Here is a 25,150-nt window from a genome sequence, read left to right as displayed (position 1 = left end):
GGAAGTAAGGGAATTCTGTCCTTTCTTTTGTAACAACATTTTAGGAGGAATAGGCATGATCGATAAAGGGGAATATTCCTTTTCAACCTGTTGGAACATCAAGAAGCATACGGTAGGACGCGGCATGATTGAGGAAATTAAAGAGCTGGGCTTTCGCTATGTCGAGCTGAATTATAATGTGACGGAAGAATTCATGACAACGATTGAACCTATGATTGAAAAGGGGGAGATTGGTGTATCTAGCGTGCACAATGTTTTCCCATTCATCAATGATAAGGATTATGACACAGATTCCGTTATGTTGGGCTTTGATGATGAGGAGAAGCGGAAACGTTCTGTAGAGCTGCTGATCAGATCCATGGAATATGCCAATCGCTATGGCGCCAAAGCGGTCGTCGTGCATCCAGGTGAAGTGCCTTTTGATTATAATATTGATATCGATTTGAAAAAGCTGTACGGAGATCACGGGAAGGATTCACCGGAGTATCAGGAGCTATGGAGCGTCATGCGTGAGAGACGAGACCGTTTAAGTCCGATATATACGAAAAGAATTCAAGAAAGCTTGGAGATTGTGAGTGAGCATGCCGCAAAACAAGGCTGGAATGTCGCTATTGGCATTGAGACTCGCTCCAGATCCTATCAGATGCCTTCCTTAATGGAGGCCAAGACAATCTGTGAAAACCTGGCAGGCAGCCCGGTACATTTATGGTACGATATCGGCCACGCGATGATGATGGACAGAATGGGCTTGTACGATAATCTAAAAGAACTGCAGGAAGTGAAGAAATACATCTATGGGGTACACATCCATGAAACGCTGGAGCTTGTTGATCACTGGTGCCCATATGTTCATAGCAAGGACTTGCACTACTTTGACCATTTCCTAGAAGCGATTGATTATGCCAAAGTCAAAGTATATGAGCTGAAAGCATTGTGCGAGCCTCATGAGATTCATGAAAGTCACAACCTCATCACCAGTAAAATTGCAGCAAGGAAAGGGTAAGGTGACCTGCGTGGACGCTATTTATAATCACTTAGTAAGCCTGAATGATGAACTAACGGAAGCTACGCTTCTGCAGCAGATTCTTGATCCGCAATCCAAATATTACGGAGGCATTCAAGATGAAACGGGCATTGCCCGAGCTAACCACATGAGTACACCGCGGATAATCGCAGGATGGGCATCTGCCTTGGTTAATCCAGATTCTCGTTATTATCATGATACTTATCTTTTGAATGCATTGGATAAAGCGGCTGCTTTCATGCTGAACAGACAGCATGCAGATGGAACGATTTCACTCGGTTCAACGAATTATAATTCACCCCCGGATACGGCATTCGTTGTAGGTGGCGTTACACAGATGTATCAGCTGCTGCACAAGCACGACTGGGCAGAAGCAGCTCCTGTTGCTGATAAGCTGAAGCTCTTCCTCGAGCGCACGATTCCAGCTATGCTCACTGGCGGTGGTCACACGCCAAATCATCGCTGGGTCATTACGGCTGCTCTTTCTTTATTGCATGAAATCTTCCCGCAGCCTGAGCTTGTGGCTAGAGCGGAAGACTGGCTGGCTGAAGGTCTAGATATCACCGAAGATGGTGAATGGACAGAGCGCAGCAACGGAATTTACAACGCGGTTAGCGATCTAGCGCTTTATCATACAGGTCGTTTGATGAACCGTCCTGAACTATTAGAAAGTGTACGTCGCAATCTTCGTATGATGATGTACTTGATCCATCCGACTGGCGAGGTTGTCACCGATTACTCGGGACGACAAGATTTCGGTCAGACGGCGACGATGGCGAACTATTACCCGATTTACCGCTTAATGGCTGCGCATGACAAGGATCCTGTCTTTGCTGCGATGGCGGATTACGCAGGATCGTTCATCAAAGGCTTCTATGAAGGCGTGAACAACCATCCTTTGATGAGTATGCTCGTGTACCCGGAAGCGGATATTTCGCAGTTGGAACGAGCACCTTTGCTTGATCGTTATGTGAAAGTATTAAATGCACAGCATCCGCTGAAGGAACATTTGGCGCAAATTGATGAGGTTGGCCATCATATGCAAATTCAGCACAGCAGCATGCATCTCACGTTCGGAGCTCCGCTAGTTCGTATCCGCGACCGGGAGCAAAGTGTGACGATCATGTCGCAGACACCGTCTTTCCTCGCTATTCGCCATGGGAAAGCTAGGCTGCTAGGCGTTAAACTAGCTACTTCGTTTTCGCCGGGCATTGTGAAGTTCGCAGATCTGACAGCGAATGAAGGCGTTTATCAGCTAGAGAGTGTGCTGGACAAAGGCTACAACGGCCCAATCCCGCGTCATTTGCTGCCTGCTTCCTTGGAAGTCTCGACGCTCAGCCCTTGGTATTTGCTGCCGCATCAGCATCGTCCAATGACGCATTCGCAGAAGCTTGCGCTGCAAGCGGAAATTACTTCAGGCGATTCCGAGTGGACGATCCACGTCTCTTCCGACGAGCGTGAAGATGTGTTCACGCAATTGACATTCATTTTTGGGCAAGAAGGAACGTTGAGTGGAAGCGATTTGATGGCTGGCGAGGATGGCAAGTACTTCTTCAAAAGCGGAGAGATGACGTATGAAGCAGACGGAGATGTCATCGAAATTTCATCTGGTGCTTATGAGCATTTCTTGCCTAGCGTACGTGAAGATCATCATCCTTCAGGATGCCAATATGTCCATGTCAACTTGGTTACACCATTCGATCGCACATTTAAGATCCGTCTACTGTAGAAAGGAAGTCCATTATGACGATCTATTTTAATGAACTAGAAAGTATTCAAGCCCGTTTAGGGCATAACGATAAACAAACGTTGAAGGTGCTTGCTGATCGATACATCGGTGCGAATCCACCTGTTCCTTTCGCGTTTCGCGCTTTTAGCCGAGCAGGTATTCTGCAAAATGGAAACGGCATGTTTGATCTTAACCTTGGGCTTAGATTTCCGAATGCAAAGCCAGGCCAATTATCGTATGCCTATGCCTTAGTTTGGAGTGACAATGATCGCAACCTCGACGTGTTGTTCAACTGTCTGGGGCCAATTCAGTTTTATTTCAATGATGAGATGACGTATCGTTCCAATGTGATTGATGAGATCAAGAAGGATGCTATTGTAAAATTGAATCTGAATTTCGTCAAAGGCTGGAATCGTCTCTTCATCAAAGCAAAACATACGGCTGCCGGCTTTGGCTGCTTGTTCGGTTCCGATGAAGCGAAGGTGCGCATTCTGAATGTTCTTGCGCCATTTTCAGAACGGCAAGGGCAAGCCGGATGGGTGTTTTCTAAACCTGTCGACACTGATATTTTCGAGGGACGCTCCTTACCAGATGCGATGTCCTCGGAAACGAATAACGGTTTAAGTTGGCTGCCAACCTGTGAGTGGAACGAGAACGAGCTTTCCATGCCTGCTTGTGAGCGATTATTTGGCATCCAGCCTGGTAAGCAGGCGTATGCTTGGACGAAGCTGAACAATGTCAACGCCCAGCATGAATCGTGCCTACTGCAAGGGCAAGCAGCAAGTCCGCTAACTGTGTGGTTAGACGGCAAACAGGTGCTTGATATTCGAAAAACGGGCAGGTTCCAAGTGGAAGTTCCGCTTTCGTTCGGTGGGCATGATCTTGTCATTCGGAGTGTTAGTGAAGATAACTCATGGGGTTACACGTTAGAGGCATCAATTGGTGGGAAGGTAGTCGCATTTAGCGCACCGCAGCACATTCATGGTTCTTCAGAGTCTTGGTTATATCTTGGTCCTCTAGCTGCGAATGTGGTCATCCCTTATGAAGACTTGGTACGTACAGATCGATTGTATGCGTTGGATAACCAAGCTGACGAGAAAACGTATTGGCGTTTGGACCAGCCAGACACGTGGATTCGTCCTTACTATGAGAATGCTATGTTGAGCAACAAGTGGACGGTAGGGAATGTTACGAATTTTGCACGTTGGGATTACCCGCTCGGTGTTACGATCTATGGGCTTCTTCAAACGGGCCGTTTATTAGAGCGAGCTGATATTACCCAGTATGCGCTGGAACACGTTGAAAGCTGTACGGATATGTTCGCATATTCGCTATGGGATCGTGAGCAGTATGGGTTCCCAGCCATCAATCAACAATTGGTCATGATGAAAATGCTCGATAACTGCGGATCCTTTGGCTCCGCGATGCTAGAGGCGTATCAGGCAGATAAAGCTTCAGGCTTTATGCCAATAGCTAATCGAATTGCTGATTTTATCTTCAATAAGTTGGAGCGCAAGGAAGATGGCGCTTTTTATCGGATTTGTGCGGATGAATATTCGGAGAATACGATGTGGGCGGATGATCTCTACATGAGTACGCCATTCCTATGCCGTTACGCGAGAATCACGGGCAAGAGTGAAGCGCTGGATGAAGCGGCTAAACAATTCTTGCTGTTCCGTAAATACTTGTACATGCCTGAGGAGCGGATCATGTCACACGTATTTGATTTCAAATATGGCATGGCAACGGGCATCCCTTGGGGGCGTGGTAATGGGTGGACACTCTTTTCACTAACTGAGGTATTGGAGGCATTGCCAGCTACGCATGAAGCTCGACCTGAGCTAATCAGATTCTTTAACGATCTGTGCGGAGGTTATGCGGATCTACAGGCAGAAAGCGGTCTATGGCATCAAGTGTTGAACGATTCAGATGCGTATGAAGAGGCATCTTGTACAGCCATGTTTGCTTACTCTTTTGCACGTGGTGTGCGTTTTGGCTGGCTTAACGAGCCACAGCGGTTTATTGAAGGTGCTTTGAAGGCATGGAATGGACTGACACGTATTGCCATTGATGCGCAGGGCAATGTGCACGGTGTGTGCAGTGGCTCGAGATATGCATTTACCGCCGATTATTATAAAAAGGACCTCCTCACCGTCAAGAACGACAACCACGGGGTTGGCATTATGATGCTGGCGGGTTCTGAAGTTGTGAAATTAAAACAATGGCTTGCAGAACCGATTGAGGTTACGCAATGACAATTGCCATGAGTAGTGTATGGCAAATCAGTCATCTGGATCTAATCATACGAATGGTACTGGCGGTCGTTCTAGGTGGTTTGATCGGGCTTGAACGGGAATGGAACAATCATGCGGCAGGCTTTCGAACACACATTTTAGTATGTTTGGGCTCCGCGACCATCATGCTCCTGTCGGAGTATGGATTCTCTGAATTTGTGAATGAACCCAACGTCCGAATCGATCCCTCTCGGTTGGCCGCGCAGGTTGTCAGCGGTATTGGATTTCTGGGTGCTGGTGCCATATTACGAAACGGCAATGTCATTAAAGGATTGACGACGGCCGCATCTGTGTGGCTGGTCGCTGCTATTGGTTTGAGCGTAGGTGCAGGCTTTATTACCGGCGCGCTGGTTTGTACCTGTTTAGTACTTATCAGTCTATATGTCTTAAATAAGCTGGAGAAGCACATTCTTAGGCACCGCCGCACACATGAAGTGGACATTATCATCAATGAACAACCAGGCTTCCTGAGCTCTGTGAGCTCTCGTTTTGGGGAGCAGGGCATACAGGTGCTTAATCTTAAAATGATGCCGGAGAGCTCATCTACACCTTCTCATGTCGATGAGAAAGCTGGGGGCGTCCCCGTGATGCATCTGGTGTTCAGCGTCAGATGTAGAAAGTATGAAAAGCTGCTCGCGGCTTATGAGCAAATCTCTGCGATGGACATCGTTGTCAGCGTGGAAGCTTCCAATTTCGTCTTTCATAAGCAGGCGGCGTAGGTTAGTTAGGACAGCGCCAACTTTCCACACCAAGGAGCCAAAGCAAACATGTATGTATTTAGCTATTTTACCGAAAAAGAAGAGAAGCTGTTTCTTGCCTCAAGTGAGGACGGATATGCATGGAGCGGCATGAGTGGCAGAGGCGCTGCTTGGGAATCACCTGTAGGAACAGGGCAACTGCGTGATCCATTCATCCTGCAAGATGTTAAAGGCAAGTTTCACCTCCTGTGGACAGATGGTTGGAATAGCAGAAGTCTAGGGTATGCATGGTCTGATGATCTAGTTCAATGGCAGGATGCCAAGCTGATTCCAGTCATGGAGCATCTACCTGAGACGCAGAATGCGTGGGCTCCGGAAGCTTTCTACGATACGGTTAAGGAGTCGTACCGGATTGTATGGTCGTCGACAGTTGGAACAGGTGAGCGGAATCATCGCATCTGGTCAGTGACAACGACGGATTTTAGGGAATTCTCGACAGCTCAGCTATTCTTTGATCCAGGCTATAACGTCATCGATGCTACACTGAGGGTTCTGGATGAGGAGCATTATGTCATGCTGTTCAAAGATGAACGCGGACATAATGAAAAAGGAACAGCCCACAAAGCGATTCGTTCCTGTCTAGTCGCGAAAGAAGCGAGTGATACGCCGACATTCACCGGTATATCTGATTTGATAACGCCGGCGCTGACGGAGGGACCGACGCTGTATGCTGTGGAGAAGAACGGCAGCAAGGAATGGATTCTGCTTGTTGACGGCTTCCATGAACAGTATTACGGAGCCTATCGCTCAACGGACCTGAATACGTGGGAAGATGTGAGCGACCAAGTGAATGTGCCCAAGGGGGCGAGGCACGGTTCGGTGCTGAAGTTGCGTGGGAGTCACAGCGAGTTAGAGTGAAGTGCAAAGAAAAGCTGAGCGATGAAGTATCATCGTTTGGCTTTTTGTGCGTGTTGGCGATAGTTCGATTTTTCCGAACTAAAACGAGGATTACGCTCAAAAAAGAACAATTAGTTAGATTCTGCCGAACTAAATGCCTGTTTTTTGCGGGTGGCGGGCGTTTGGGGCGATTTAGTTAGGCTAATTCGGACTAATTCAGATTTGCAGCGTCTGAGAGTGAAATTAGTTTGGTAATCTCGGACTAAAGGGTGATTGGGGAGTAATTGATGCTACGTTAGTCGAAGAATTCGAGTAACTCACTCCGTCACTCGCTACTTAATCTCAAATTGATTTAAACTAAGTGAGTCTATCGGATTAAAGGAATTAATTCTGCGCCATTTTCGCAAGTTGATTAACGCGCCTACTCTTATTCCGAAAATGTTTATTCCATTTTGAAGTTAAGTGGAGTATAATTAAGGTACCATACAAATGGGCCTGAGGAGGAATCCATATGCGAAAAAATCAACTACATCTATGTTTGGATATATTCTGGACGTTTCTCAAAATCGGACCTTCCACGTTTGGCGGGGGCTACGCGATGATTCCCGTGATTGAGCGGGAAGTGGTTGTTAAGCGAGCTTGGATCGCGGAAGAAGAAGTAAACGATATCGTGGCAATCGCGGGATCAGCGCCAGGCGGCATCGGCGTAAATGCATCTGCTTTCATCGGATATCGCATGGCAGGCATACCTGGAGTAGCGGCAGCCGTCATCGGCATAGCGCTCCCGACCTTTCTAATCGCGTTAGCGCTTAGTATTTTCTTGGCGTTTATGCAATCGGAACCGAAGGTCGTAGCCGCGTTCAAAGGCATTCATGGCGCAATTATCGGTCTCATCGTGTTGGCAGCGTACAATATGGCTCGTTCGGCTATTTTTGATAAAACAACGTTAGTAACTGCGGTAAGCACGATAGCGATTCTACTGTTCCTACCAATCAATCCGCTCTTTTTGATTCTCATAGGATTGTTTATAGGTTTTGTTTTTGTCAAAGTGAAAGAAACATTCGGCTTGCAAATTCGCCTGGAAAAAGATAAAGAACCAGTGGGCACATCCAACAACGGCTACACCTACTACGATTATTTTATCGCGGACGGTATATAAGAGAGGTGGGGAAGTAGATGCTTTGGGAGCTTTTTATTACGTTTTTGAAAATAGGATTCATGTCTTTCGGCGGCGGTTATGCGATGATTCCAATTATTCAACATGAGGTAGAGCAGCATGGCTGGATGTCTTCTGAGCTTTTTGCGCAGAGTGTGGCCACTGCAGGGATGGCTCCAGGTCCTATTGCTACGAACGTAGCAACCCTGATCGGCTACCGGACTGATGGGATTTTAGGTGCTATTATTTCAACAATTGGGATGGTATTACCGTCACTTATCATTGTTCTTATCATTTCTTCCTTTTTTTATAAAATATATCAAAGCCGAGCGGTACACACGACGTTTTATGGTCTCAGACCGGTTGTAACGGGATTAATCGTCTACGCAGCTATTCATTTTGGTTTCTCCGATCGTACGCAAAATATATTCACATGGCAGGTGTTATTCACCATTTTGATTGCCGCTGGCGTGTTTCTTCTTGTCCATAAGTACAAGTGGAATCCATTCGCAACGATTGTGTTGTCGGCGCTGGTCGGAATTGCTATATTTAGTTAATAGCATTCATCTGATAGAACGAAAGTGAGAGGACGACAGTTATGGAACCGAATAAACCAACCTGCTGTTCTGCAAGCCGTGCGTCATCCGAGCAGCCATCGCAGCAGTCAGAGGTATCAATATCAGTAGATATAGCTACAGCGTCGAGTTCAAAAGGAAAAGAAGGCATGGTGCGAATTCCTGGCGGGAAATTCCTGATGGGGACTGACGATCGCGAGGGCTTTCCAGCTGACGGGGAAGGTCCTGTACGAGAAATTACGGTTAGTCCTTTCTACATAGATCCTTGCGCAGTCACGAATGCGGAATTCAAGCAATTTGTAGATGCAACGAATTACACAACAGAGGCCGAGTCTTTTGGCTGGTCGTTTGTTTTTCATTTGTTCGTGTCCGAAGCGACGGCGAAGCTTGTAACCAATACCGTCCAACAAACCCCGTGGTGGTGGGTGGTTGAGGGGGCAGATTGGCGGCATCCGGAAGGGCCTGACTCGCATATTGAAGACCGCTTGGATCACCCGGTTATCCATGTGTCTTGGTCGGATGCGATGGCCTATTGCAAATGGGCTGGCAAACGTCTGCCAACAGAAGCCGAATGGGAATTCGCCGCTCGCGGTGGGCTGACCCAGAAGCGCTATCCTTGGGGAGACGAGCTTAAGCCAGGCGGAAAACACATGTGTAACATTTGGCAGGGGAAATTTCCGGACAAAAACAATCAAAGTGACGGCTACGCAGGTACCGCGCCTGTCAAAGCTTTTGAGCCGAATGCCTTTGGGCTTTATAACGTGGCAGGCAACGTGTGGGAATGGTGCTCGGACTGGTTCAGTCCGAACTATCATGTGAAGGGCAAACGGGACAACCCGGTTGGTCCTCCCTCTGGCGATACACGTGTGCTTCGCGGCGGCTCGTACCTGTGCCATCGTTCGTACTGCAATCGCTATCGCGTCGCGGCTCGCAGTAAAAACACACCAGACAGCTCAACGGGCAATATTGGATTCCGCTGTGCGGCTGATGCCCTGTAGTTAACATTCAAAGCCACCTTTTCCGTTAGGGAATTGGTGGCTTATTTGTGTACGAGACATTGCAATTCTAATTTCCCGGGAAATTCATGAACAAGTAATTTGTTGAAAAATGAAACCACTTTGGGGCGCATCTCGTAAGTAACTAGCACAAAGGGGGGGACTTAAGTGGTCAAAAAGCTTGGCTTCGGCTTATTAATTTTATCCTTGGTTACATTTATAAGTGCATTTACAATTCCATTTTTCGTACACACGGGAGGTGGAATGGCTCGGTGGATAGCCGGTTTGTTGATCGTTAGTGAGGTTACTTTCTGGACCGGTGGAATTCTAGTAGGCAAAGAGGTTGCAAAGAAATATAGAAGCTATCTCAATCCGAAAAACTGGAAACGTAAGCAAGTGACAGAACAACAAGATAAGGCAACGATCAAACAAGATGACGTATAGAAAGCAGTGTTCCTACTTTTGGAATACTGCTCTTTTTCTTTTGTGCCTATTTCGGGTATACTAACAGGTGCAGAAGAGAAGGGGGCGTTACGATGTTTACAATTACATCCTACACAGTTGAAGCGGTTAAGGATCCTTTTGGGATTTTGACGGGACAGCGATATGAATTTATGATCGATATTGAAGTTGAAGAAGATGATGAGCTATATTCCGAGAGCGGCTTATATATTAGAGCCATTTACAATGTGACCGAAGAAAAGTCAGCACTTATGAAATATGAGCTATACGAGAAAACTACGGAGCTTTATTTGGATTTTGATCTGGAGGACGATGAAGTCGCGGTCGTGGAAGCTTTCTGTAAGGAGCACTATACGGAAGGTCATGAATAGGAAAGAGGAGCGCTGATGCTCCTCTTTTTTTGTTGGCAAGCGTGCCCTAAATTATCCTTGTAAAATAACCTCAATGCTGCTAAGCACGTCATCCGTCAATTGGATGCCACTTGCGCTGCAGTTCTCAACGACTTGCTCTGGTCGACTAGCGCCAACGAGGGCGCTGGATACGTTGCTTTGACGCAGAATCCAAGCAATCGCTAGCTGGGAGACTTTGATGCCTAATTCATCCGCAATGCTGGATAATTGGGCAACTTTTTGAAGAGAAGCTTCGTTTAGCTGCTTTTCATCCCAGTTTTTGCTGCTTGCGCGGCTATCAGCGGAGATCGGCTGTCCTGTACGGTATTTGCCTGTTAGCAAGCCTTGTGCAAGGGGAGAGAAAACGACTTGACCGAAGCCTTTCGCTTCGCCAAGCGGGATGATCTCCTTTTCAATGTAACGAGTAAACATATTGTAAATGGGTTGATTCACGATCAGCTTATCGAGCAAAAGCTTATCAGCAATGGCATAGGCTTCAACAATTTGAGCCGGCGTCCATTCACTTACACCAATGTAGAGCACTTTGCCTTGGGTAACCAAGTCGTCCAGCGCGCGAAGCGTTTCTTCCAGTGGCGTTTCCGTATCAAAGCGGTGACAATAGTAGAGGTCAACATAGTCCGTATTTAAGCGACGCAGGCTTGCTTCAGCCTGTTCTCTAATATGTTTGCGAGAGAGCCCGCGATCATTGGGGCCTTCGCCCATTTTGCCAAAAACTTTTGTAGCTAGAACGTAAGATTCACGAGGATAAGCAGATAAGACTTTACCCATAACCTGCTCGGCTTCCCCACGCTCATACACATTGGCTGTATCGAAAAAGTTAACACCAAGATCATAGGCTTGCTCAATGGAACGAACAGCAGGGTCTTCGCCAACATAACCGCCATAGGTTAGCCAGCTGCCTAGACTGATTTCACTCACTTTGAGACCGCTATTTCCAAGTTTACGATATTGCATGTTGTTCATCAGTCTCCTTCTCTTTCATGAATTAATATTTACATTTGCTATTATAAAGAAAGAATCCCTTTGACGTAAGAGCTGAAAAGCAAGTGAGTTACTTACCTAAAGGTACGTAACCTAGTGGACCCAGCAAGTTAAGCGAACTTCACGACCTTGTTTTTGCCAGTTGTCTTGGCACGATACATCGCTTCATCCGCTTGTTTAATCAGTTCTTCGGCGCTCAAGCCGTTCTTATATTTACTATACCCGATGCTGGCCGTTACAATGGTCTCTTTCTCGATACGGCTGCGGATACGTTCAGCGAATGCGTCCATTTTGATACTGGGATCGGAAACCATGATGACCATTTCTTCACCGCCATATCGACCGGCAATGCCGCATTCTTCCGCTTCGTCCTTCATAATTTGCGCGACTTGCTTGAGGACATTGTCACCCATCTGGTGGCCTTGTGTATCGTTTAACTTTTTGAAATTATCGATATCACTGAACAAAACATACACAGGTAAATGGCGCTGAACGTGCTGCGTAACGCGATTATAGAAAAATTTGCGATTATAAAGCCGTGTGAGACCGTCTGTAATGGATGAATTGTAGATCGCTTGCATGAGCTCGATGACACGTTCGAAGAGAATCATAAATAAGAGAAAATAATAAATAATGGGCACTAAATGGCTAGCAAAGCTCAACACGGGCTGGGCACTGTCATACATGTAGGTGTTCAGAAGATGAATCGTCTGAAAAATAAAATAGACCGTCAACGCCAGTTGGTATTTCATTTGCTGACCGATGTAAGGCGGAATCATATAGAAGCAGAGAAAGATCAGCACGAACACGTATAGTTCCAGACCAATGTCCTGCAAAAGCCGTACCTGTTGCTCAGTCCCGCTATATAGATTTGGAACGATAAAATGGAGCGTCGATACAACAAACCCCATGATAATTAACCCGTAGAAAAATATGTACTGCTTGCGGTTCGTACGATTATATAATTGATAAATCCCCATATTTATAAGTACAAATGAAATAATTTTGAGCATCTGCTGCACATAATTGGTTAGACTCGTATCGATCCCTGCAATCATTAAGTATAATTGAAGCAAATAATGTCCTCCGACAAAAATAAGCGATATCGTCATGGACATATACGCTTTTTTGCGTCGGTCTAGGAACAATCGAAGTGAAATGACAAACATGAGAGCAACCATGACAATGATCATTGCATGCGACATAAATGAAGCTAATTCACCATAAAAAAGATCCATGACGTTCATGTGTTCCTCCAAGAAGACTAATTTTTCGGCATAGTTAGACTCTATTATAAAGGAAAAAAGGATAGAGGGATAGAACATTTGTGCTGTTATGGTCGTGTTCTCTTTTCTATTCGCGAGGCACAGGTTACAATAAGAAAGTAAGCTCAAGGATTTGGGAGAGGGGCTCATGCAATGAACATATTGCAAGCATTGTTTTTCCCCCCGGAACAACCGGGCGGGGTGTCATCCATGGTTCCCTATATTTTGGAACGATTCAATAAAAAAGGTTGGGAAATGGAACTGTTTTCGCTGCCTAAACGGATTCGCGGCAAAGGGTCGGAAGACGTAAATTTCGCTACATTCGATTGGCGGAAGTATGCCGGGAACCCGATCATCGATAAATACATTCAGACCTATAAAGATTACGTATGGTGGACGAAGCTCAGAATTTCGAAGAAATTTGATATTATACATGCCCATCATCCTATTGCTGCACTGGTTATGAAACAGGTTTTTCCAGATACACCTGTGATTTTGACGATCCACTCCAGCTTTGAGCGAGAGCTCATTCTAAATGGTCGCATTGCTGAGAATGGGATTGAGCATCAATTCCTTACCCAGATCTATGGGGAGCTTGAAGCAAAGGTAGATCAGATTATTACGGTTTCGAATTCGTTTAAGCAATACATGGCTGAATACGTGCAGGATAGTGAACGCATTGGTGTGATTCCAAATGGCTTTGATGAGAAGCGTTTTCGTCCGATTTCACATGAAAATCAAGTGACGCAATTTATCACTGTGTGCCGTCTAGTTCCAGCCAAAGGCTTGGATACACTGCTAATCGCTTGCGGTGAATTGAAAAAGCGAGGTCATCCATTTGTTCTGCATATCATTGGCGATGGCCCGAGCCGCGAAGAGCTGGAGAAGCTAGCGATCGAGCATAATATTTATGAAGATACGATTTTTTACGGGTATATGCTTCATCCGGAAGAGTTCATGCCATTCTTCGATGTGTTCGTTCTGCCATCTCGGGCTGAAGCCTTCGGATCTGTATTCGCGGAAGCAGCATTGTGCTGGCTAGCATTGATCGGAACGAATGTTGGCGGGATCGCGGAGCAAATTGAGCATGGGCATAACGGTTTGCTTGTACCAGTTGGGGACGCTATGGCGCTGAGCAATGCATTGGAGAAAGTCGTCATCGATCCTAGCTTCCGCTATAATTTGGCCCGCGCAGCTTGGGAAAAAGCGAAAAAAACGTACTCATTGAATCGCGTGCTTCGCCAATTGAAAAGTGTGTATGAACGCTATCAGGTGATCGAGCAAACAGAAGTGAAAGATCAGAACGATCAAGAAGAAGCAGATAAACAGGAATAAAGTTTACTAAGGAAGGCGTTAGAGCCATGAAACGACTGCGGTTTATACATGCTGCCGATCTGCACTTAGATAGCCCATTTAAAGGCATGTCGGCGCTTCCTGAGCGGGTTCGCGAGCGAGTTCGCGAATCGACGTTCGAAGCGTTGAAGGAGCTTGTGGCGCTCGCCTTACACGAACGAGTGGATTTTGTGTTGATTAGCGGAGACGTCTACGACCTGTCGGATCGTTCGCTGCGCGCGCAAATTCGCTTTCAAAAAGCTGTGGAACAATTGGCCGCTGGAGACATTCCAGTGTATATCATACATGGTAATCATGACCCCGAGGATGGACGTGCTGCAAAGCTGGTTTGGCCGGCAGACGTTCATTTTTTTGCGTCTGAGAAGGTGGAGACGTTCCAGGTTGTGAAACAAGATCGTGGAACAATCGCCGAGATTCATGGGATTTCCTATGGGAAAGCAGCGGTTACCGAGAATCTTGCCATTCAATTCAAAAGAGGACAGGCTGGGGTGTGCCAAATCGGGCTCTTACATACGAATGTGGATGGAGATCCCCATCATGATAACTACGCGCCATGCAGCAAACAAGATTTATTGGATGCGGGCATGCATTATTGGGCTCTTGGACATGTACATACGAGACAAATTGTGAACGAACAACCAGCCATCGTGTACCCCGGAAATATCCAAGGCCGAAGTATTCGGGAAACAGGATCTCGCGGCTGCTATTTGGTAGATATCGATGAACAAGGGCGGGCTGAGCTTGCTTTTAAACCCTTAGATACGGTTCGCTGGTTTCAAGAAAAACTATCCGTGACCTCGATTTCAACAGAGCAGGCTTTAAAAGATCGCATAGGCGAGCTGCTGGATCGGCAGCGTCAGGAGGCCAATGGGCGAGATGGGATTGTGCGCATCATCTTGGAAGGACGCAGTGATATTCACGAACGGTTGCGTAAAGGGCGTGCCTTGCAAGAACTGATCGATGAGTTCAGAGAAGAAGAAGTGGAACGCGGCTGCTTCATGTGGATCGAATCGATCGAGGATCGAACGGCTAGCGAAGTTGATCTGATGGCGGTCAGAGAAGAGAAGAGCTTTTTAGGCGATCTCTTAAGGTATGCAGTAGCACTGCAAGGTGACGAGGCTGCATTGGATAGCTTTGCAGGTGAGGCATTGGCTGCGCTTCAAGGGCTGCCTCATTCCGCTGGCAATCCGGCTGGTGCAACGCCGGAGCAATTGCGGGAATGGCTGCGTGCTGCTGAAGGACTCGTTGCAGACCTTCTTCTCGCCGATGGGAGTGGAATGGGATGAGAATTACGGCTATCCAAATCGATGGATTTGGCAGCTTGCGTGATCGCCAGCTGCAGACAGACAGCAATTTGGCTGTCTTTTACGGCGCCAACGAAGCGGGCAAGAGCACGCTTATGGGCTTCGTCCGCGCGGTGCTGTTCGGCTTCCCGACGCGGACGAATCGTTCGGAGCGCTACGAGCCGCTGGGCGGCGGCGCCCACGGGGGCGCCCTAACCCTGCTCGATGAGCAGGGTCAGCGCATCCGCGTCGAGCGTTACGACGCGCCCGCCACAGGCGGCAAACGAGCCTCTGCGGGGCTCGTGAAGGTCACGCTCGCCGATGGTACCACCGGCGGTGAAGACCTGCTGAACACGCTGCTAGGCGGCCTCTCGGCCGATCTCTACCGCAGCTTGTTCGCTTTTGGTTTAACCGAGCTGCAGGAGCTGCGCACCCTGCAGACGGATGAGCTCAGCGGCTATCTGTATAGCGCTGGGCTTGGTGTAAGCGGCTCGGCCATCATGGAGGCCGAGCGCAAGCTCACGGCGCAGGCCGACGGCCTGTACAGACCTCGCGGACGCAATCAGGAGATGAACCGTCTCCTGAAGGAGCTCGAGGGTCTGGAGCAGTCGCTGCGCCGCAGCCGGGACGGGGCAGCCGAGTATGATCGGCTGCAGGAAGAACGCCGCTCCGCGGAGGCTCGCGCTGCTGCCCTGGAGGGGCAGCAAGAGGCGCTGCGCGCGGAGCTGCACAAGCTCGGCCTGGCCGGCAAGGCGCGCAGCGGATGGCTCCGCTTGCGGCAGATCGGCCGCGAGCTGGAGAGCCTGCCGGCTCGGCAGGGCTTCCCCGAGCAGGCCACGGTCAGGCTAGAGGCGCTCGAGGCCGAGCAGGAGCGCCTGCAAGCAGAGCGCGACAAGCTGCAGCTGCGGCTGCAGAGCTTGCGCAAAGAGCTTGCCGCGCTCCCAGTGGAGCCGGAGGTGCTCGCGCATCAAGTCGAGCTTAACCACTTGCTGGAGCAATCAGCCGGCTACGAGGAGAATAAACGCCAGATCGAACAGCTACAGGTTGAGCTTGCGCATGGGCGGGCGCAAGTGGATAGATTGGTATCCAATTTAGATGTGCAATGGGATGAAACCGATATCACCTCGTTCGCGGTAACGATTTCACTTCGTGAACAAGTGCGTACGTATAAAGAGCAGTTCCGTCATAGAACCGATACAGAGCTGCGCATGCAGTCGGAGCTGGCAAGCTTGCAGACGCAGCTTTCGCGCGGGCAAGAGCAAGTGGCTCAGCTAGAAGCTGCGTGCAGAAGTTTTCAAAACGGCAGCAATGGGATGCTGGATTCAGATCCAACAGCTTTTTTACAGAAGCTGGCGTCTGATTATGCGCGTTGGCAGCTGTTAATGAGCCAATTTACGCATCAGCAAGAGCGTCAAGCTGAACAACAGCAATATTTGCAAGGTCTTGAAGAAGCGGCAAAAGCAGGAAGAGACGCTGCTCGTTCATTGCGTAAACGTATGGTGATGCTAGCAGGGCTACTGGCGTTGATTGCACCGATCATTGTCTTGTGGCAGGGCGGCTGGCTGGCAGCGCTATGCACGTTCCTCATCTTCGCTGGTGTGACTTGGTATATTTGGTTTTCAGGTCGGCAAACTGAAGGGAGCAGAGCGTCTCGTACGATGCCCTCTGCGATCGCGAAGGATCATCGCTTGGAGCAGGAGCTTCAACAGCTGGAACGCCGCATTCAGGAGCAAATCCAGCAGTTTCAGCGTCAGCAGCAACAAACGAGCTATCTCGAAGCAGCTGCAGCAACGGCGGAACTTACTAGTTTTGAACGAAGTTTTGATCGCAGAGAAGTTCCAACCGTTTCCATAGAGGCGCTTCAGCCTTATTTAGATGCATGGCTGCGTGAAGCAGAGAAAAGTAAGCATGAACACAGCGAACAGCTCCGTAAGCTTGAGAAACTACGGGATGCTAGCGAAAATCTACATACGCTTGAGCAGCATTACGAGCAGCGTCTCCTCTTCGCAGAAGAGATTCAAGATGACACGTTAAAGCTTCAGGTCGCTTGGCAGACCTGGTTGCAAGAATTAGGGTTAGGCCCGCATTTATCCACGGATGCTCTGTTAGAAACGATTCAGGTGATCGAGCAGGCCCAGGAGGGGCTGCGCCAACTTCACAAATTGTCCGCCAAGCTAGACATGTTAATCGGAAACGTCCATACATTTGAAGAAACGGTTCGTAAGCTGCTTCATTTGCCATCTTCTGCTCTCGACAGTTTGTTTGCGTTGAAACGTTGGAAAGAGGAGGAGCAGCAGCAGCTGACACGCCTCACGGCACAAAAGCGTAACGAACAGCTGATCTCAGAGGCTGAGCAAGAACTCTTATTAGTTGACCAACATGCGGAGCGGATACAATCTCGTCTTCAATTGCTTTTTGAGGAAGGAACTGCTGTAGACGGTGAGCATTTGCGGATATTGGAACGAGAGCAGTTGGAACGTAAAAAGCTGGAAGATGAAAGCAAAGTATTAGATGCCGCTCTTGAATCCTTATTAAGCCGATCTTTAATGGCGAGTTTCATGGATGTCTTGGATTCCCAGGGAGAAGAAGAGGCAGCTCTGTTAGTCGAGTCTCTACAGCAGAAATTGACGGAAGCCATCACACAATCGAATGAGCTCCGAGAGATCATTGGAAAGCTTACGGGTCAGATCGAAAAGCTGGAGCAGGGGGCGGAAGCGGCAAATCAGCGCTTGCAGGCCGAGTCGATTCGAACGTCGTTGTCTCAGCAAGCGAATCAATATGCGGTAGCATCGTTCGCAGCTCTCTTACTTAAAAAAGCTCGCGATATCTACGAGCAGGAACGACAGCCAGGCGTGCTGCTGCAGGCATCATCATATTTTGCAAGGATGACGAATGGCGCATTCACAGCTGTCAAAGCACCATTCGGCGAGCAGCGATTGTTTGCTGTAAGAGCGAACGGGCAGTCCGTCGATACGAGTCAGCTTAGCCGTGGAACTGCCGAGCAGCTGTACTTAGCTATGCGTTTTGCTCTCGTAGAGGAGTATGGCGGGAAAGCGATTTTGCCGTTAGTGTTGGACGATATTCTCGTGAATTTCGATGAGGAACGGATGGAAAGCTGTTTGCGCGTTTTGGCGGATATAAGTTTGCGTCATCAAGTGCTGCTTTTTACATGTCATGGTCATGTGCGCGATGCGGCAGCCAGAGTCATTCCTGATCACCTATATATTCACCTATAGCACAAAGGATGGGAGGCATCGAACATGGAGGGAAACGATAAGAGGAAGGACCACCGCGAAATTTCCTATCAGGTCGGTTGGAAAAAAGGGAAGATTCAGTGGAACGAGGGAGCAACCGAAGCACTGCGAGCGGCCAAGGGAGATCATGAAGAGGGAACGGTGGAAAGGAAGCGACTGCAGCAGCTTTGGTTTCCTGCGATGAAGCTTCCCCCCGTGTTGTTGCTTCCTTTGCTTTATGCGATTCCAGTCATTAGCTTTGGCTGTACATTGCTGCTTATTTATGGCTTGCGTAAGCACTAGTAGTAAGATGAAGAAGGGAGGGTCCCGACATGAACTTATTTTTAGCTATTTTAGGTGCGGTCGTTGGTCTTTTTGTGACAGGAGCGGGCATTTACACGGCATGGACGGTACATCAGCTCTGGCGGCAGCAAGCAGCGTCTCCTAGAGCAGTCAGTCAAGTCGAGATTGCAAGTACATATTTTTCACGATGGACGATAATTGATTTTGCAGTCGTTGGCTTATTTATCATTGGACTTTTATTAATGGTAGCAGAGCTTGTGGCTGTTGGTCGTGACCATACCGAAATTGCAAATTTCCATTGGGCGTACCTGCTTACCGGGATTGTCCTATCCGCGATGGGCATGCTGTTGTTGTTCATCCGTTTGATTGTAGTGCTTAGTTTTCCTCCAGGGCAAGGACATGGGCTACAACGTTCTCCGGCGGTTGCGCCAGATCATCAGAACGAGCCAAACGACACTAATTACGCCAAATAGTGGATATAGAGCGGATAACAATGTTTTAAATCCAATATGACTGACAACGTAGCTGAGTAGTAAAATCCCGATGAGGAGCACCTTTGGGGGTATCTTGATGCGTTGCTGGAGCTGCATGGATAACCCGTAGGCATCGCCGATGAAGGTCGTAAAAATCTCACCATAGATGACGAGCAAATAAGCGACTTGTGGGAAATAGCCTAATTTCGTCATAATATTTCCCATCGGAATTTCAAATTGGGCGATCCCGGGCATTTGTGCAGATAGCGCATAATGTGCTGCTAAAAGCAGCAAGCCAATGCCTGCTCCGCCAAGCAAGCCGCCCCAAAAGAGGATAGACCGATCGCGAATCGCTCCGCCCATTGGCACGAGTACTGCTTGAGCCATTGCCAAATTAAACGCGGTGTACAGAAATGGCGCAAACCAGATACGGATAGGATGCTCATCACTTGCGATCCGAAGCCAGTTATCAGACGCTGGTGAATGCCACGTATAGACGACAATGACGAAGCTGAACAGCAGCATGATGGGAACAACGATGGAGTTTACGGTCATAATGGCTTTGATCCCGCGCGTTAAAATGAGATACGCAAGAACGAGTGTGATCAGAAGTCCTGTGGTATACGAGAGATGGAGCTGCTCTTCAAAGACAGTGCCAGCACCCGCTAACATGACTGTTGTAATGCCGAAAAGGACAACCATCATAAACAAGCTAATCCATTTCCCGATCTTGTCTCCAAACAGCACTTTATTCAAGTCCTCGTAGGATGCTGCGTTGAGGTCATGAGCCATGAGCATAAGCTGAATGCCTATCCATATAAATAGTACGGTAGATAAAGCAATTGTTATCGTTGCCAGCGAGCCATAGCGAGTGAAAAATTGAAGGATTTCTTGTCCGGAAGCAAAACCCGCCCCAACGACCGTTCCGATATAGGTGAAGGCGACACGGACAATCTGTGCACCATTTCGCATATATTGCCTCGCTTTCTTTCGTTTGATATAGTACAAGGTATGTTTGTGTGTAAGCTTGCATGACTGGAAGTTAGGGCAAGCCCCTGTATAAGTCCTATTACGTGAAGTTGCGCAGTTGAGTTGAAGGTTAAAGGTAAAACGCAGGAGTGTGTTCGTGTGAAGGAAGCTCTGTTTGATTTTATTAGTCATTACGGCTATTTGGCTTTATATCTCATATTATCGGCTGGCATGTTAGGCGCCCCGATACCCGATGAAACCTTGATGGTGTTCATTGGCTCTTTGACTGCGCGAGGCGGCCCCTTTGATTTCGGCCCAACACTTGCCGTTATCTATGCTGGAACCATGACGGGGATGACGGTTAGCTATCTGATCGGTCATCGTGTGGGAAAACCTTTTCTCAATCGATATGGCAAATGGGTAAAGCTGACCCCAAGCCGAATCGAGCGAGCGGAAGGCTGGTTTAAGAAATACGGGCTGTGGACCGTGTTCTTCGGTTATTTCGTACCTGGGGTGCGTCACTTTACTTGCTATTTGTCAGGCGTTAGCGGCGTGAAGTTTTATAAATATATCTTATATGCGGGATCGGGAGCGCTGCTCTGGTGTACGACCTTCCTTACCCTTGGCCGATTTATCGGCGACAATATTGAGGGATTTTTACATGTCATGCATTCCTATATTGGAATAACACTCTTGGTGCTTGCCGTTCTTGCGGCGATCGGCGTGTTCATCTACCTTCGCTATCGGAAACATCACATTGTTATACTGAGACGGAAATCGAAAAAAAGACCATGATTTCAACCTTTAGGGCTGAATTCATGGTCTTTTTTATAAATGCCTTATCGGCTACGAATTTCCAAAAAGCTTAATCGATTGGATCGTGTTGTCATGCGGGTCAATATCGATCTTAAGCAAAGTCCCTTGCGCTTTGTAGGTCAGCACATAAGTTGAGTTCGTATCGGGCTTGCCGAGGATGGCAATCGCCTCTTGTACGCTTTGGCCTAATCGTAAGCCATGCAAACCAGGGTCAATATCCACGGAATGTACATCTACGAATTCAAGCGTTCCTTTGCTATTAAAACCAACTGAAAAGTCGGTGAAATCGTAAACATCAATGTTATCTTCTTCCATTACAAATTGCTTCTTCACCTTGCCAAAGCGCTCCAGTACAGCAGCTTTCGCAGTTCCCAGCTTTAATCCCATCAAGGTGGGCTTTTCTTGCTGGTAAGCATCCTCAGCTTTGACCTTCGGTTTAGCCGTCGGTTTTGGACTTGTGATGTTAGGTGATTGAGTTAGATCCCCTTGATCCACTTTCGTAATACCAGCGACTTGCGCTTCATGCTTCGTACTATCATCAACTGCAGGGGGTGCGGTTGGAACTGCGACTACGAGTGAAGGCGCAGGCTCCTGAGAAATCTGGGTTGGTGCAGTCGTTGTTACGTCTATGGTTGCCTTTGGAGCAGGAGCAGATGATTCTTGGCATCCAGTCACCAAGAATGACGCAATTGCAACAGGTATACAGCCTACAAGGATAGGTCTTATTAGGTTGTTCATTGCCATCTTTCCTTTCCTCCGAGGAGAGTAGTTGAAGTGAAAAATACAAGTAAGATTAATGATACTGTTTTATCAAAGGTTTTCAATGCATCTTCGTGCCCAAATGTGAGCAATTCTAGAACGAATTCACTTTGTATGAAATCCTCTTATATATATAGACACTACTGCGGCCCAAAAAGTTTCAGTGTTTATTGTTATTTTATAAATGGACTTGAAACAGGCAGGAGCAATATGGTAACTTACTCATAATAGACAGCTATAGGGGGCCGATTTCATGGAGTTATTAAAACAGCGGATCTTAGAGGTTGGCGTCGTTGCTTCGGATCAAGTACTAAAGCTTGATGTCATTTTGAACCATCAGGTAGATCCTGTTCTCATTATGGAGATGGGGAAGGAATTTGCAAGATTGTTTAGAGAAACGAAGCCGGACAAAGTGTTAACTGTGGAATCATCAGGTATTCCTATTGCGTATACAACGGCATTACAATTAGGTATTCCAATGGTATTTGCTCGTCGCAAGAAAACTTTAACGATGGATCAAGATACGTATAGCGAACGCGTTCCGTCCTTTACCAAAGGCATCGTTACAGATATTATGGTTTCCTCTCATTTGCTTCAAAAAGGGGAGCGAATCCTACTGATCGATGATTTCATTGCGAACGGAGACGCAGCGCGCGGCTTAATTCGAATTGTAGAAAAAGCGGAAGCAGAACTCGTAGGCGTAGGTATAGTCGTTGAAAAATCTTTTCAAAATGGCGGAAAATCCATTCGCGAACGCGGTATTCGCGTGGAGTCGCTGGCTCGAATTGCTTCGCTGGCGAACGGGCAGATCACTTTTGACTGATTTTACATTTCGGCTATGACTTCCCTGAATGCCAATTATCCATTATAATGATTACAAGGTAAGAGAGGAGGCTGACATCTATGGGTATCGAAAATGGTTCCATTGACTATTTTATGACAAAGCTAGGGGAAGCGAAGACTCACTTTGAACGAGCGCTTGATTGTAAACATACAGAGTTTGATGACCTGTATCCGTATATGATTGAACACCCTCAATTTTTCTGGTATAAGCGCTATGTGGCCTGGTCCGAGTTGCTAACGATTGTGAAGCTTTGTACGGAGCTAACGATCGAGTGGGAGCAGCAGTTCTCTGTTGCACAATCGGATTATATTAAGAAACGTGTGATGTCAAGCAAAGTCCTTGATTTCTGGTTTGAAACGAATGATTCGAAAGAGCATGTAAGCTAAAAAATATAAGAAAAAGGCCAAGGAACTCCTCATGGATTCTTGGCCTTTTTTTCAGTTTGAGGTGGATGCGGCGTTCTTCAAATCAGTTAAATCCCATTTTCTAAAACATTCATCGTTTCGATATGCCGCTTGGTCTGTTCAGAGCCTAGACGGTGCAGCGTGCGATACACTTCGGTTAAATAGTAGTCATATTCTTGATTCGTTTCATTGGAGTAATACACTTTCCAAGGAAGCCAGGAGGTCCCGTAGCTGCCTTGAGAAGAATTGTCGGTTTCTTCAAATAGCTCTTGCAGCTTGGCGATATCATCTTCGGTTGCTGTTATTTCAAATTCATAATTAAGCGCTGTGCTGTCTTCAAGTACTTCTCCCGTGCCTACATTGACGTAGTACGTTCTCTTCTCCATGTATAATGTCCTCCCTTACGGTAGGCATGAATTTGCCTGTGACTTGTCGCTTAACGCGTGTCTCTGTGTCTCGTCCTCGTTAAGGTAACCGAAGATGAACGGATTTATGTAAAGTTTCACCGAATTGCGAATTGGTGTATGCTTAAGCTTAAGAATAACATTATGATCATAATATTGGAGGTGCTACATAGATGATTTCAGAAGAACAATTGGACCAATATCGCGTAGATAGCACACTGCTGCGAGTAATTCGAGACGTCAGTCCCGCGAACGATGTGCGAGGGATTGTTGTAGCTTGGGATGATGAGACAGTTCTTATTCGTAAAAAAAATCGCAGAGTCGTCAAGCTGGCCCGCGGATACGTGTACCAGCCCTATGAGAATGAAAGGCCGCCAGCGTTCATGCTGCCTCAGGAAACGATAGCGCCGGATGATCTGTCCGATGAGACAGAGTGAGTGTGAGGGCGAAGGCACTTTTGTAAGTAGTCGGATATGTGGAGTTGGAATGAAGCAGGTGCAATCGCCTTATGGGCGCTATTTGCAGATTACAAGTGAAACCCCTATGCGAACGCTGAATTCGTCACCTTGGGGCGGTGGGTTTGGGTCGCATCGTGTTCTGATGAATCGCCAAGTGGACAAGACGTATAATGAGCTAGATCCAATGGTCGAGATGGAAGCATTCATCGCACGGGAAGGGCTTAATCCTCAAGATACGGCAGGCATGCTTACCGCGGCGTGGGTTAAGGATGTTGGATTCAAGGAGTTAGCTTGGCCGCTGGAGGAAGAAGGCAGTGGGGAAACGCTTCGTGTTGCCGCTTGGGTGACAGTTGGGCTGGGGAACAAAGCCCGAGCAGGCGCCGTATTGCCTTCGGCTTCACTTTATCCAGGCACGATTAACACCATCGTTGTAATTGAGGGCCAGTTGACGGATGCCGCCATGGTGAACGCGGTGATAACCGCCACCGAAGCAAAAGCTGCCGCGCTTCAAGATTTGAACATCGAGCATAAAGGCCAAGTGGCCACAGGCACGACTACGGATGCCGTTTTGATAGCCGCGACAGGCAGAGGGACGAGCTATCGCTACGCGGGTACAGCAACCACACTCGGCTACCTTATTGGCAGGACGGTGTATGAAGCGATCCTAGCATCCGGACAAATGTATGAGCTTGAAATGAGCAAACGTGCTGCTGCTGCGCAATCGCAAGGGTAGCCCTAAATCAATGCTCAGGGATGCTCTTTTGCATTTCTGCTTCAAGTTACGGTACGAAAAAAGGGTTCCTCGCCGCTTTCATGGCTTGGAACCCCCATCCTTACGACTTATGTTCTGCGATATACGCCGTATGCGAGTCCAATCGCAAGTGCGTCGATGTCAGAGATTTCGCCGTCGTCATTCTCGTTTGTGAAGTTCGGATCGTGGACGATGGCTTGCGCCTCGCCCTCAGTTAGATGACGCTCATTTCCGGTGTATTTCGGCTCTAATGCTTTGATTTCTTCCTCATCCATAGGGTCATTCCTCCTTTGGAAATAGGGTTTGGAAGAGGCGATAGAATTATACCTGAGTGGCAAAAGTTTCATTGACGAGCTTTCGAGTCACATGGTATAGTATTTTTGTAAACGCGGTCATGGCGGAATTGGCAGACGCGCACGGTTCAGGTCCGTGTGGGCTTACCCCCGTGGAGGTTCGAGTCCTCTTGACCGCATCATAGTAAAAGCGAAACCCTTCGAGGTAATCGAAGGGTTTGTTTTTATATCTCAAACTGTCAAACCGCCACCCCATAGCAGTTTTCATGAATGTCAGGTATAATACATAGCATAGATTGTACATCTTTATTGCTAAAGGAG

26 protein-coding genes and 1 tRNA gene are annotated in these 25,150 nt (G+C 47.6%); 21 read left to right on the top strand and 6 right to left on the bottom strand.

Annotation, left to right across the window (positions count from 1 at the left end):
• Positions 1-55 precede the first annotated feature (55 nt).
• From AC58UX_RS06570 to AC58UX_RS06525, 10 genes are all read left to right on the top strand, one after another.
• Entirely contained in the window at positions 56-1,003 is a 948-nt protein-coding gene (locus AC58UX_RS06570) for a sugar phosphate isomerase/epimerase family protein (protein WP_497250695.1), read from the top strand.
• On the top strand, positions 954-2,753 hold the full coding sequence (locus AC58UX_RS06565) for a hypothetical protein (RefSeq protein WP_497250693.1): 1,800 nt from the start codon (positions 954-956) through the stop codon (positions 2,751-2,753). Before AC58UX_RS06570 ends, AC58UX_RS06565 begins: the two co-directional genes overlap by 50 nt.
• 14 nt (positions 2,754-2,767) lie before the next feature.
• A complete protein-coding gene (locus AC58UX_RS06560) occupies positions 2,768-5,008 on the top strand; it encodes a glycoside hydrolase family 88/105 protein (protein ID WP_497250691.1) in 2,241 nt (746 codons plus the stop codon).
• 8 nt (positions 5,009-5,016) lie between these two features.
• A complete protein-coding gene (locus AC58UX_RS06555) occupies positions 5,017-5,766 on the top strand; it encodes an MgtC/SapB family protein (RefSeq protein ID WP_497250689.1) in 750 nt (249 codons plus the stop codon).
• A gap of 48 nt (positions 5,767-5,814) precedes the next feature.
• Complete coding sequence (locus AC58UX_RS06550) at positions 5,815-6,663, top strand: glycoside hydrolase family 43 protein (protein WP_497250687.1); 849 nt, start codon at positions 5,815-5,817, stop codon at positions 6,661-6,663.
• Positions 6,664-7,153: 490 nt separating this feature from the next.
• Positions 7,154-7,801, top strand: a complete 648-nt coding sequence (locus AC58UX_RS06545) for a chromate transporter (protein WP_497250685.1) — start codon at positions 7,154-7,156, stop codon at positions 7,799-7,801.
• Between the two features lie 17 nt (positions 7,802-7,818).
• Complete coding sequence (locus AC58UX_RS06540; RefSeq protein WP_497250683.1) at positions 7,819-8,355, top strand: chromate transporter; 537 nt, start codon at positions 7,819-7,821, stop codon at positions 8,353-8,355.
• 41 nt (positions 8,356-8,396) lie between these two features.
• Positions 8,397-9,371 (top strand): formylglycine-generating enzyme family protein, encoded by a 975-nt coding sequence (locus AC58UX_RS06535; protein ID WP_497250681.1) that lies wholly within the window; start codon positions 8,397-8,399, stop codon positions 9,369-9,371.
• 165 nt (positions 9,372-9,536) lie between these two features.
• On the top strand, positions 9,537-9,812 hold the full coding sequence (locus tag AC58UX_RS06530) for a transporter suffix domain-containing protein (protein WP_497250679.1): 276 nt from the start codon (positions 9,537-9,539) through the stop codon (positions 9,810-9,812).
• A gap of 92 nt (positions 9,813-9,904) precedes the next feature.
• Positions 9,905-10,201, top strand: a complete 297-nt coding sequence (locus AC58UX_RS06525) for a DUF6509 family protein (protein ID WP_497250677.1) — start codon at positions 9,905-9,907, stop codon at positions 10,199-10,201.
• A gap of 51 nt (positions 10,202-10,252) precedes the next feature.
• Here the strand turns inward: AC58UX_RS06525 and AC58UX_RS06520 are convergent, their stop codons facing one another.
• Both AC58UX_RS06520 and AC58UX_RS06515 read right to left on the bottom strand, forming a co-directional pair.
• Entirely contained in the window at positions 10,253-11,194 is a 942-nt protein-coding gene (locus tag AC58UX_RS06520; RefSeq protein WP_497250675.1) for an aldo/keto reductase family protein, read from the bottom strand.
• 137 nt (positions 11,195-11,331) lie between these two features.
• Positions 11,332-12,468 carry a GGDEF domain-containing protein gene (locus AC58UX_RS06515; RefSeq protein WP_497250673.1) on the bottom strand — a complete coding sequence of 379 codons (1,137 nt, stop codon included), beginning with the start codon at positions 12,466-12,468 and terminating at the stop codon, positions 11,332-11,334.
• 171 nt (positions 12,469-12,639) lie between these two features.
• Between AC58UX_RS06515 and AC58UX_RS06510 the strand changes: the two genes are divergently transcribed.
• Genes AC58UX_RS06510 through AC58UX_RS06490 form a run of 5 tightly spaced genes read left to right on the top strand, consistent with a single transcriptional unit; the run spans position 12,640 to position 19,131 of the window.
• Complete coding sequence (locus AC58UX_RS06510) at positions 12,640-13,821, top strand: glycosyltransferase family 4 protein (protein ID WP_497250671.1); 1,182 nt, start codon at positions 12,640-12,642, stop codon at positions 13,819-13,821.
• 26 nt (positions 13,822-13,847) lie between these two features.
• On the top strand, positions 13,848-15,125 hold the full coding sequence (locus tag AC58UX_RS06505) for a metallophosphoesterase family protein (RefSeq protein ID WP_497250669.1): 1,278 nt from the start codon (positions 13,848-13,850) through the stop codon (positions 15,123-15,125).
• On the top strand, positions 15,122-18,358 hold the full coding sequence (locus AC58UX_RS06500) for an AAA family ATPase (RefSeq protein WP_497250667.1): 3,237 nt from the start codon (positions 15,122-15,124) through the stop codon (positions 18,356-18,358). Before AC58UX_RS06505 ends, AC58UX_RS06500 begins: the two co-directional genes overlap by 4 nt.
• A 24-nt stretch (positions 18,359-18,382) precedes the next feature.
• On the top strand, positions 18,383-18,658 hold the full coding sequence (locus AC58UX_RS06495; protein WP_497250665.1) for a hypothetical protein: 276 nt from the start codon (positions 18,383-18,385) through the stop codon (positions 18,656-18,658).
• Positions 18,659-18,687: 29 nt separating this feature from the next.
• The gene (locus AC58UX_RS06490; protein ID WP_497250663.1) at positions 18,688-19,131 is read left to right on the top strand and encodes a hypothetical protein; all 444 of its coding nucleotides are present in this window, start codon (positions 18,688-18,690) and stop codon (positions 19,129-19,131) included.
• Here the strand turns inward: AC58UX_RS06490 and AC58UX_RS06485 are convergent.
• Positions 19,063-20,103, bottom strand: coding sequence for a YkvI family membrane protein (locus tag AC58UX_RS06485; RefSeq protein WP_497250661.1), 1,041 nt, complete (start codon positions 20,101-20,103; stop codon positions 19,063-19,065). The two genes, AC58UX_RS06490 and AC58UX_RS06485, sit on opposite strands and share 69 nt — an antisense overlap.
• Positions 20,104-20,259: 156 nt before the next feature.
• Here AC58UX_RS06485 and AC58UX_RS06480 point away from each other — a divergent pair, with 156 nt between their 5' ends.
• Positions 20,260-20,895: a DedA family protein gene (locus tag AC58UX_RS06480; protein ID WP_497250659.1), complete on the top strand. Its 636-nt coding sequence runs from the start codon at positions 20,260-20,262 to the stop codon at positions 20,893-20,895.
• Positions 20,896-20,946: 51 nt separating this feature from the next.
• On the opposite strand, the gene AC58UX_RS06475 is transcribed toward AC58UX_RS06480, so the two are convergent.
• Complete coding sequence (locus AC58UX_RS06475) at positions 20,947-21,660, bottom strand: DUF4309 domain-containing protein (protein ID WP_497250657.1); 714 nt, start codon at positions 21,658-21,660, stop codon at positions 20,947-20,949.
• A gap of 268 nt (positions 21,661-21,928) precedes the next feature.
• Here AC58UX_RS06475 and AC58UX_RS06470 point away from each other — a divergent pair, with 268 nt between their 5' ends.
• Together AC58UX_RS06470 and AC58UX_RS06465 are read left to right on the top strand one after the other, a co-directional pair.
• Positions 21,929-22,498, top strand: coding sequence for a xanthine phosphoribosyltransferase (locus AC58UX_RS06470; RefSeq protein ID WP_497250655.1), 570 nt, complete (start codon positions 21,929-21,931; stop codon positions 22,496-22,498).
• Positions 22,499-22,578: 80 nt separating this feature from the next.
• Positions 22,579-22,905 (top strand): hypothetical protein, encoded by a 327-nt coding sequence (locus tag AC58UX_RS06465; RefSeq protein ID WP_056615938.1) that lies wholly within the window; start codon positions 22,579-22,581, stop codon positions 22,903-22,905.
• An 86-nt stretch (positions 22,906-22,991) separates the two neighbouring features.
• Here the strand turns inward: AC58UX_RS06465 and AC58UX_RS06460 are convergent, their stop codons facing one another.
• Positions 22,992-23,309 carry a hypothetical protein gene (locus AC58UX_RS06460; protein WP_497250652.1) on the bottom strand — a complete coding sequence of 106 codons (318 nt, stop codon included), beginning with the start codon at positions 23,307-23,309 and terminating at the stop codon, positions 22,992-22,994.
• 191 nt (positions 23,310-23,500) lie between these two features.
• On the opposite strand from AC58UX_RS06460, the gene AC58UX_RS06455 reads away from it, so the two are divergent.
• Positions 23,501-23,764 carry a hypothetical protein gene (locus AC58UX_RS06455; RefSeq protein ID WP_497250650.1) on the top strand — a complete coding sequence of 88 codons (264 nt, stop codon included), beginning with the start codon at positions 23,501-23,503 and terminating at the stop codon, positions 23,762-23,764.
• 49 nt (positions 23,765-23,813) lie between these two features.
• On the top strand, positions 23,814-24,518 hold the full coding sequence (locus AC58UX_RS06450; protein ID WP_497250648.1) for an adenosylcobinamide amidohydrolase: 705 nt from the start codon (positions 23,814-23,816) through the stop codon (positions 24,516-24,518).
• 107 nt (positions 24,519-24,625) lie between these two features.
• Here the strand turns inward: AC58UX_RS06450 and AC58UX_RS06445 are convergent, their stop codons facing one another.
• Complete coding sequence (locus AC58UX_RS06445; RefSeq protein WP_497250646.1) at positions 24,626-24,811, bottom strand: hypothetical protein; 186 nt, start codon at positions 24,809-24,811, stop codon at positions 24,626-24,628.
• A gap of 113 nt (positions 24,812-24,924) precedes the next feature.
• On the opposite strand from AC58UX_RS06445, the gene AC58UX_RS06440 reads away from it, so the two are divergent.
• Positions 24,925-25,008 (top strand) — tRNA-Leu (locus tag AC58UX_RS06440).
• The last annotated feature ends 142 nt before the right edge of the window (positions 25,009-25,150 follow it).

The sequence above is a fragment of the Paenibacillus sp. J22P90 genome, from assembly GCF_059692195.1.
Note: the sequence above shows the minus strand (reverse complement) of the source record. Positions and strands in the feature narration are given on the sequence as shown.

What these genes read in the sequence shown, in the direction of transcription:
- AC58UX_RS06570 (WP_497250695.1), top strand. Translation starts at nt 56, where the DNA reads ATGATCGATAAAGGGGAATATTCCTTTTCAACCTGTTGGAACATCAAG.
- AC58UX_RS06565 (WP_497250693.1), top strand. Translation starts at nt 954, where the DNA reads ATGAAAGTCACAACCTCATCACCAGTAAAATTGCAGCAAGGAAAGGGT.
- AC58UX_RS06560 (WP_497250691.1), top strand. Translation starts at nt 2,768, where the DNA reads ATGACGATCTATTTTAATGAACTAGAAAGTATTCAAGCCCGTTTAGGG.
- AC58UX_RS06555 (WP_497250689.1), top strand. Translation starts at nt 5,017, where the DNA reads ATGAGTAGTGTATGGCAAATCAGTCATCTGGATCTAATCATACGAATG.
- AC58UX_RS06550 (WP_497250687.1), top strand. Translation starts at nt 5,815, where the DNA reads ATGTATGTATTTAGCTATTTTACCGAAAAAGAAGAGAAGCTGTTTCTT.
- AC58UX_RS06545 (WP_497250685.1), top strand. Translation starts at nt 7,154, where the DNA reads ATGCGAAAAAATCAACTACATCTATGTTTGGATATATTCTGGACGTTT.
- AC58UX_RS06540 (WP_497250683.1), top strand. Translation starts at nt 7,819, where the DNA reads ATGCTTTGGGAGCTTTTTATTACGTTTTTGAAAATAGGATTCATGTCT.
- AC58UX_RS06535 (WP_497250681.1), top strand. Translation starts at nt 8,397, where the DNA reads ATGGAACCGAATAAACCAACCTGCTGTTCTGCAAGCCGTGCGTCATCC.
- AC58UX_RS06525 (WP_497250677.1), top strand. Translation starts at nt 9,905, where the DNA reads ATGTTTACAATTACATCCTACACAGTTGAAGCGGTTAAGGATCCTTTT.
- AC58UX_RS06520 (WP_497250675.1), bottom strand. Translation starts at nt 11,194, where the DNA reads ATGCAATATCGTAAACTTGGAAATAGCGGTCTCAAAGTGAGTGAAATC.
- AC58UX_RS06515 (WP_497250673.1), bottom strand. Translation starts at nt 12,468, where the DNA reads ATGAACGTCATGGATCTTTTTTATGGTGAATTAGCTTCATTTATGTCG.
- AC58UX_RS06510 (WP_497250671.1), top strand. Translation starts at nt 12,640, where the DNA reads ATGAACATATTGCAAGCATTGTTTTTCCCCCCGGAACAACCGGGCGGG.
- AC58UX_RS06505 (WP_497250669.1), top strand. Translation starts at nt 13,848, where the DNA reads ATGAAACGACTGCGGTTTATACATGCTGCCGATCTGCACTTAGATAGC.
- AC58UX_RS06500 (WP_497250667.1), top strand. Translation starts at nt 15,122, where the DNA reads ATGAGAATTACGGCTATCCAAATCGATGGATTTGGCAGCTTGCGTGAT.
- AC58UX_RS06495 (WP_497250665.1), top strand. Translation starts at nt 18,383, where the DNA reads ATGGAGGGAAACGATAAGAGGAAGGACCACCGCGAAATTTCCTATCAG.
- AC58UX_RS06490 (WP_497250663.1), top strand. Translation starts at nt 18,688, where the DNA reads ATGAACTTATTTTTAGCTATTTTAGGTGCGGTCGTTGGTCTTTTTGTG.
- AC58UX_RS06485 (WP_497250661.1), bottom strand. Translation starts at nt 20,103, where the DNA reads ATGCGAAATGGTGCACAGATTGTCCGTGTCGCCTTCACCTATATCGGA.
- AC58UX_RS06475 (WP_497250657.1), bottom strand. Translation starts at nt 21,660, where the DNA reads ATGGCAATGAACAACCTAATAAGACCTATCCTTGTAGGCTGTATACCT.
- AC58UX_RS06470 (WP_497250655.1), top strand. Translation starts at nt 21,929, where the DNA reads ATGGAGTTATTAAAACAGCGGATCTTAGAGGTTGGCGTCGTTGCTTCG.
- AC58UX_RS06465 (WP_056615938.1), top strand. Translation starts at nt 22,579, where the DNA reads ATGGGTATCGAAAATGGTTCCATTGACTATTTTATGACAAAGCTAGGG.
- AC58UX_RS06460 (WP_497250652.1), bottom strand. Translation starts at nt 23,309, where the DNA reads ATGGAGAAGAGAACGTACTACGTCAATGTAGGCACGGGAGAAGTACTT.
- AC58UX_RS06455 (WP_497250650.1), top strand. Translation starts at nt 23,501, where the DNA reads ATGATTTCAGAAGAACAATTGGACCAATATCGCGTAGATAGCACACTG.
- AC58UX_RS06450 (WP_497250648.1), top strand. Translation starts at nt 23,814, where the DNA reads ATGAAGCAGGTGCAATCGCCTTATGGGCGCTATTTGCAGATTACAAGT.
- AC58UX_RS06445 (WP_497250646.1), bottom strand. Translation starts at nt 24,811, where the DNA reads ATGGATGAGGAAGAAATCAAAGCATTAGAGCCGAAATACACCGGAAAT.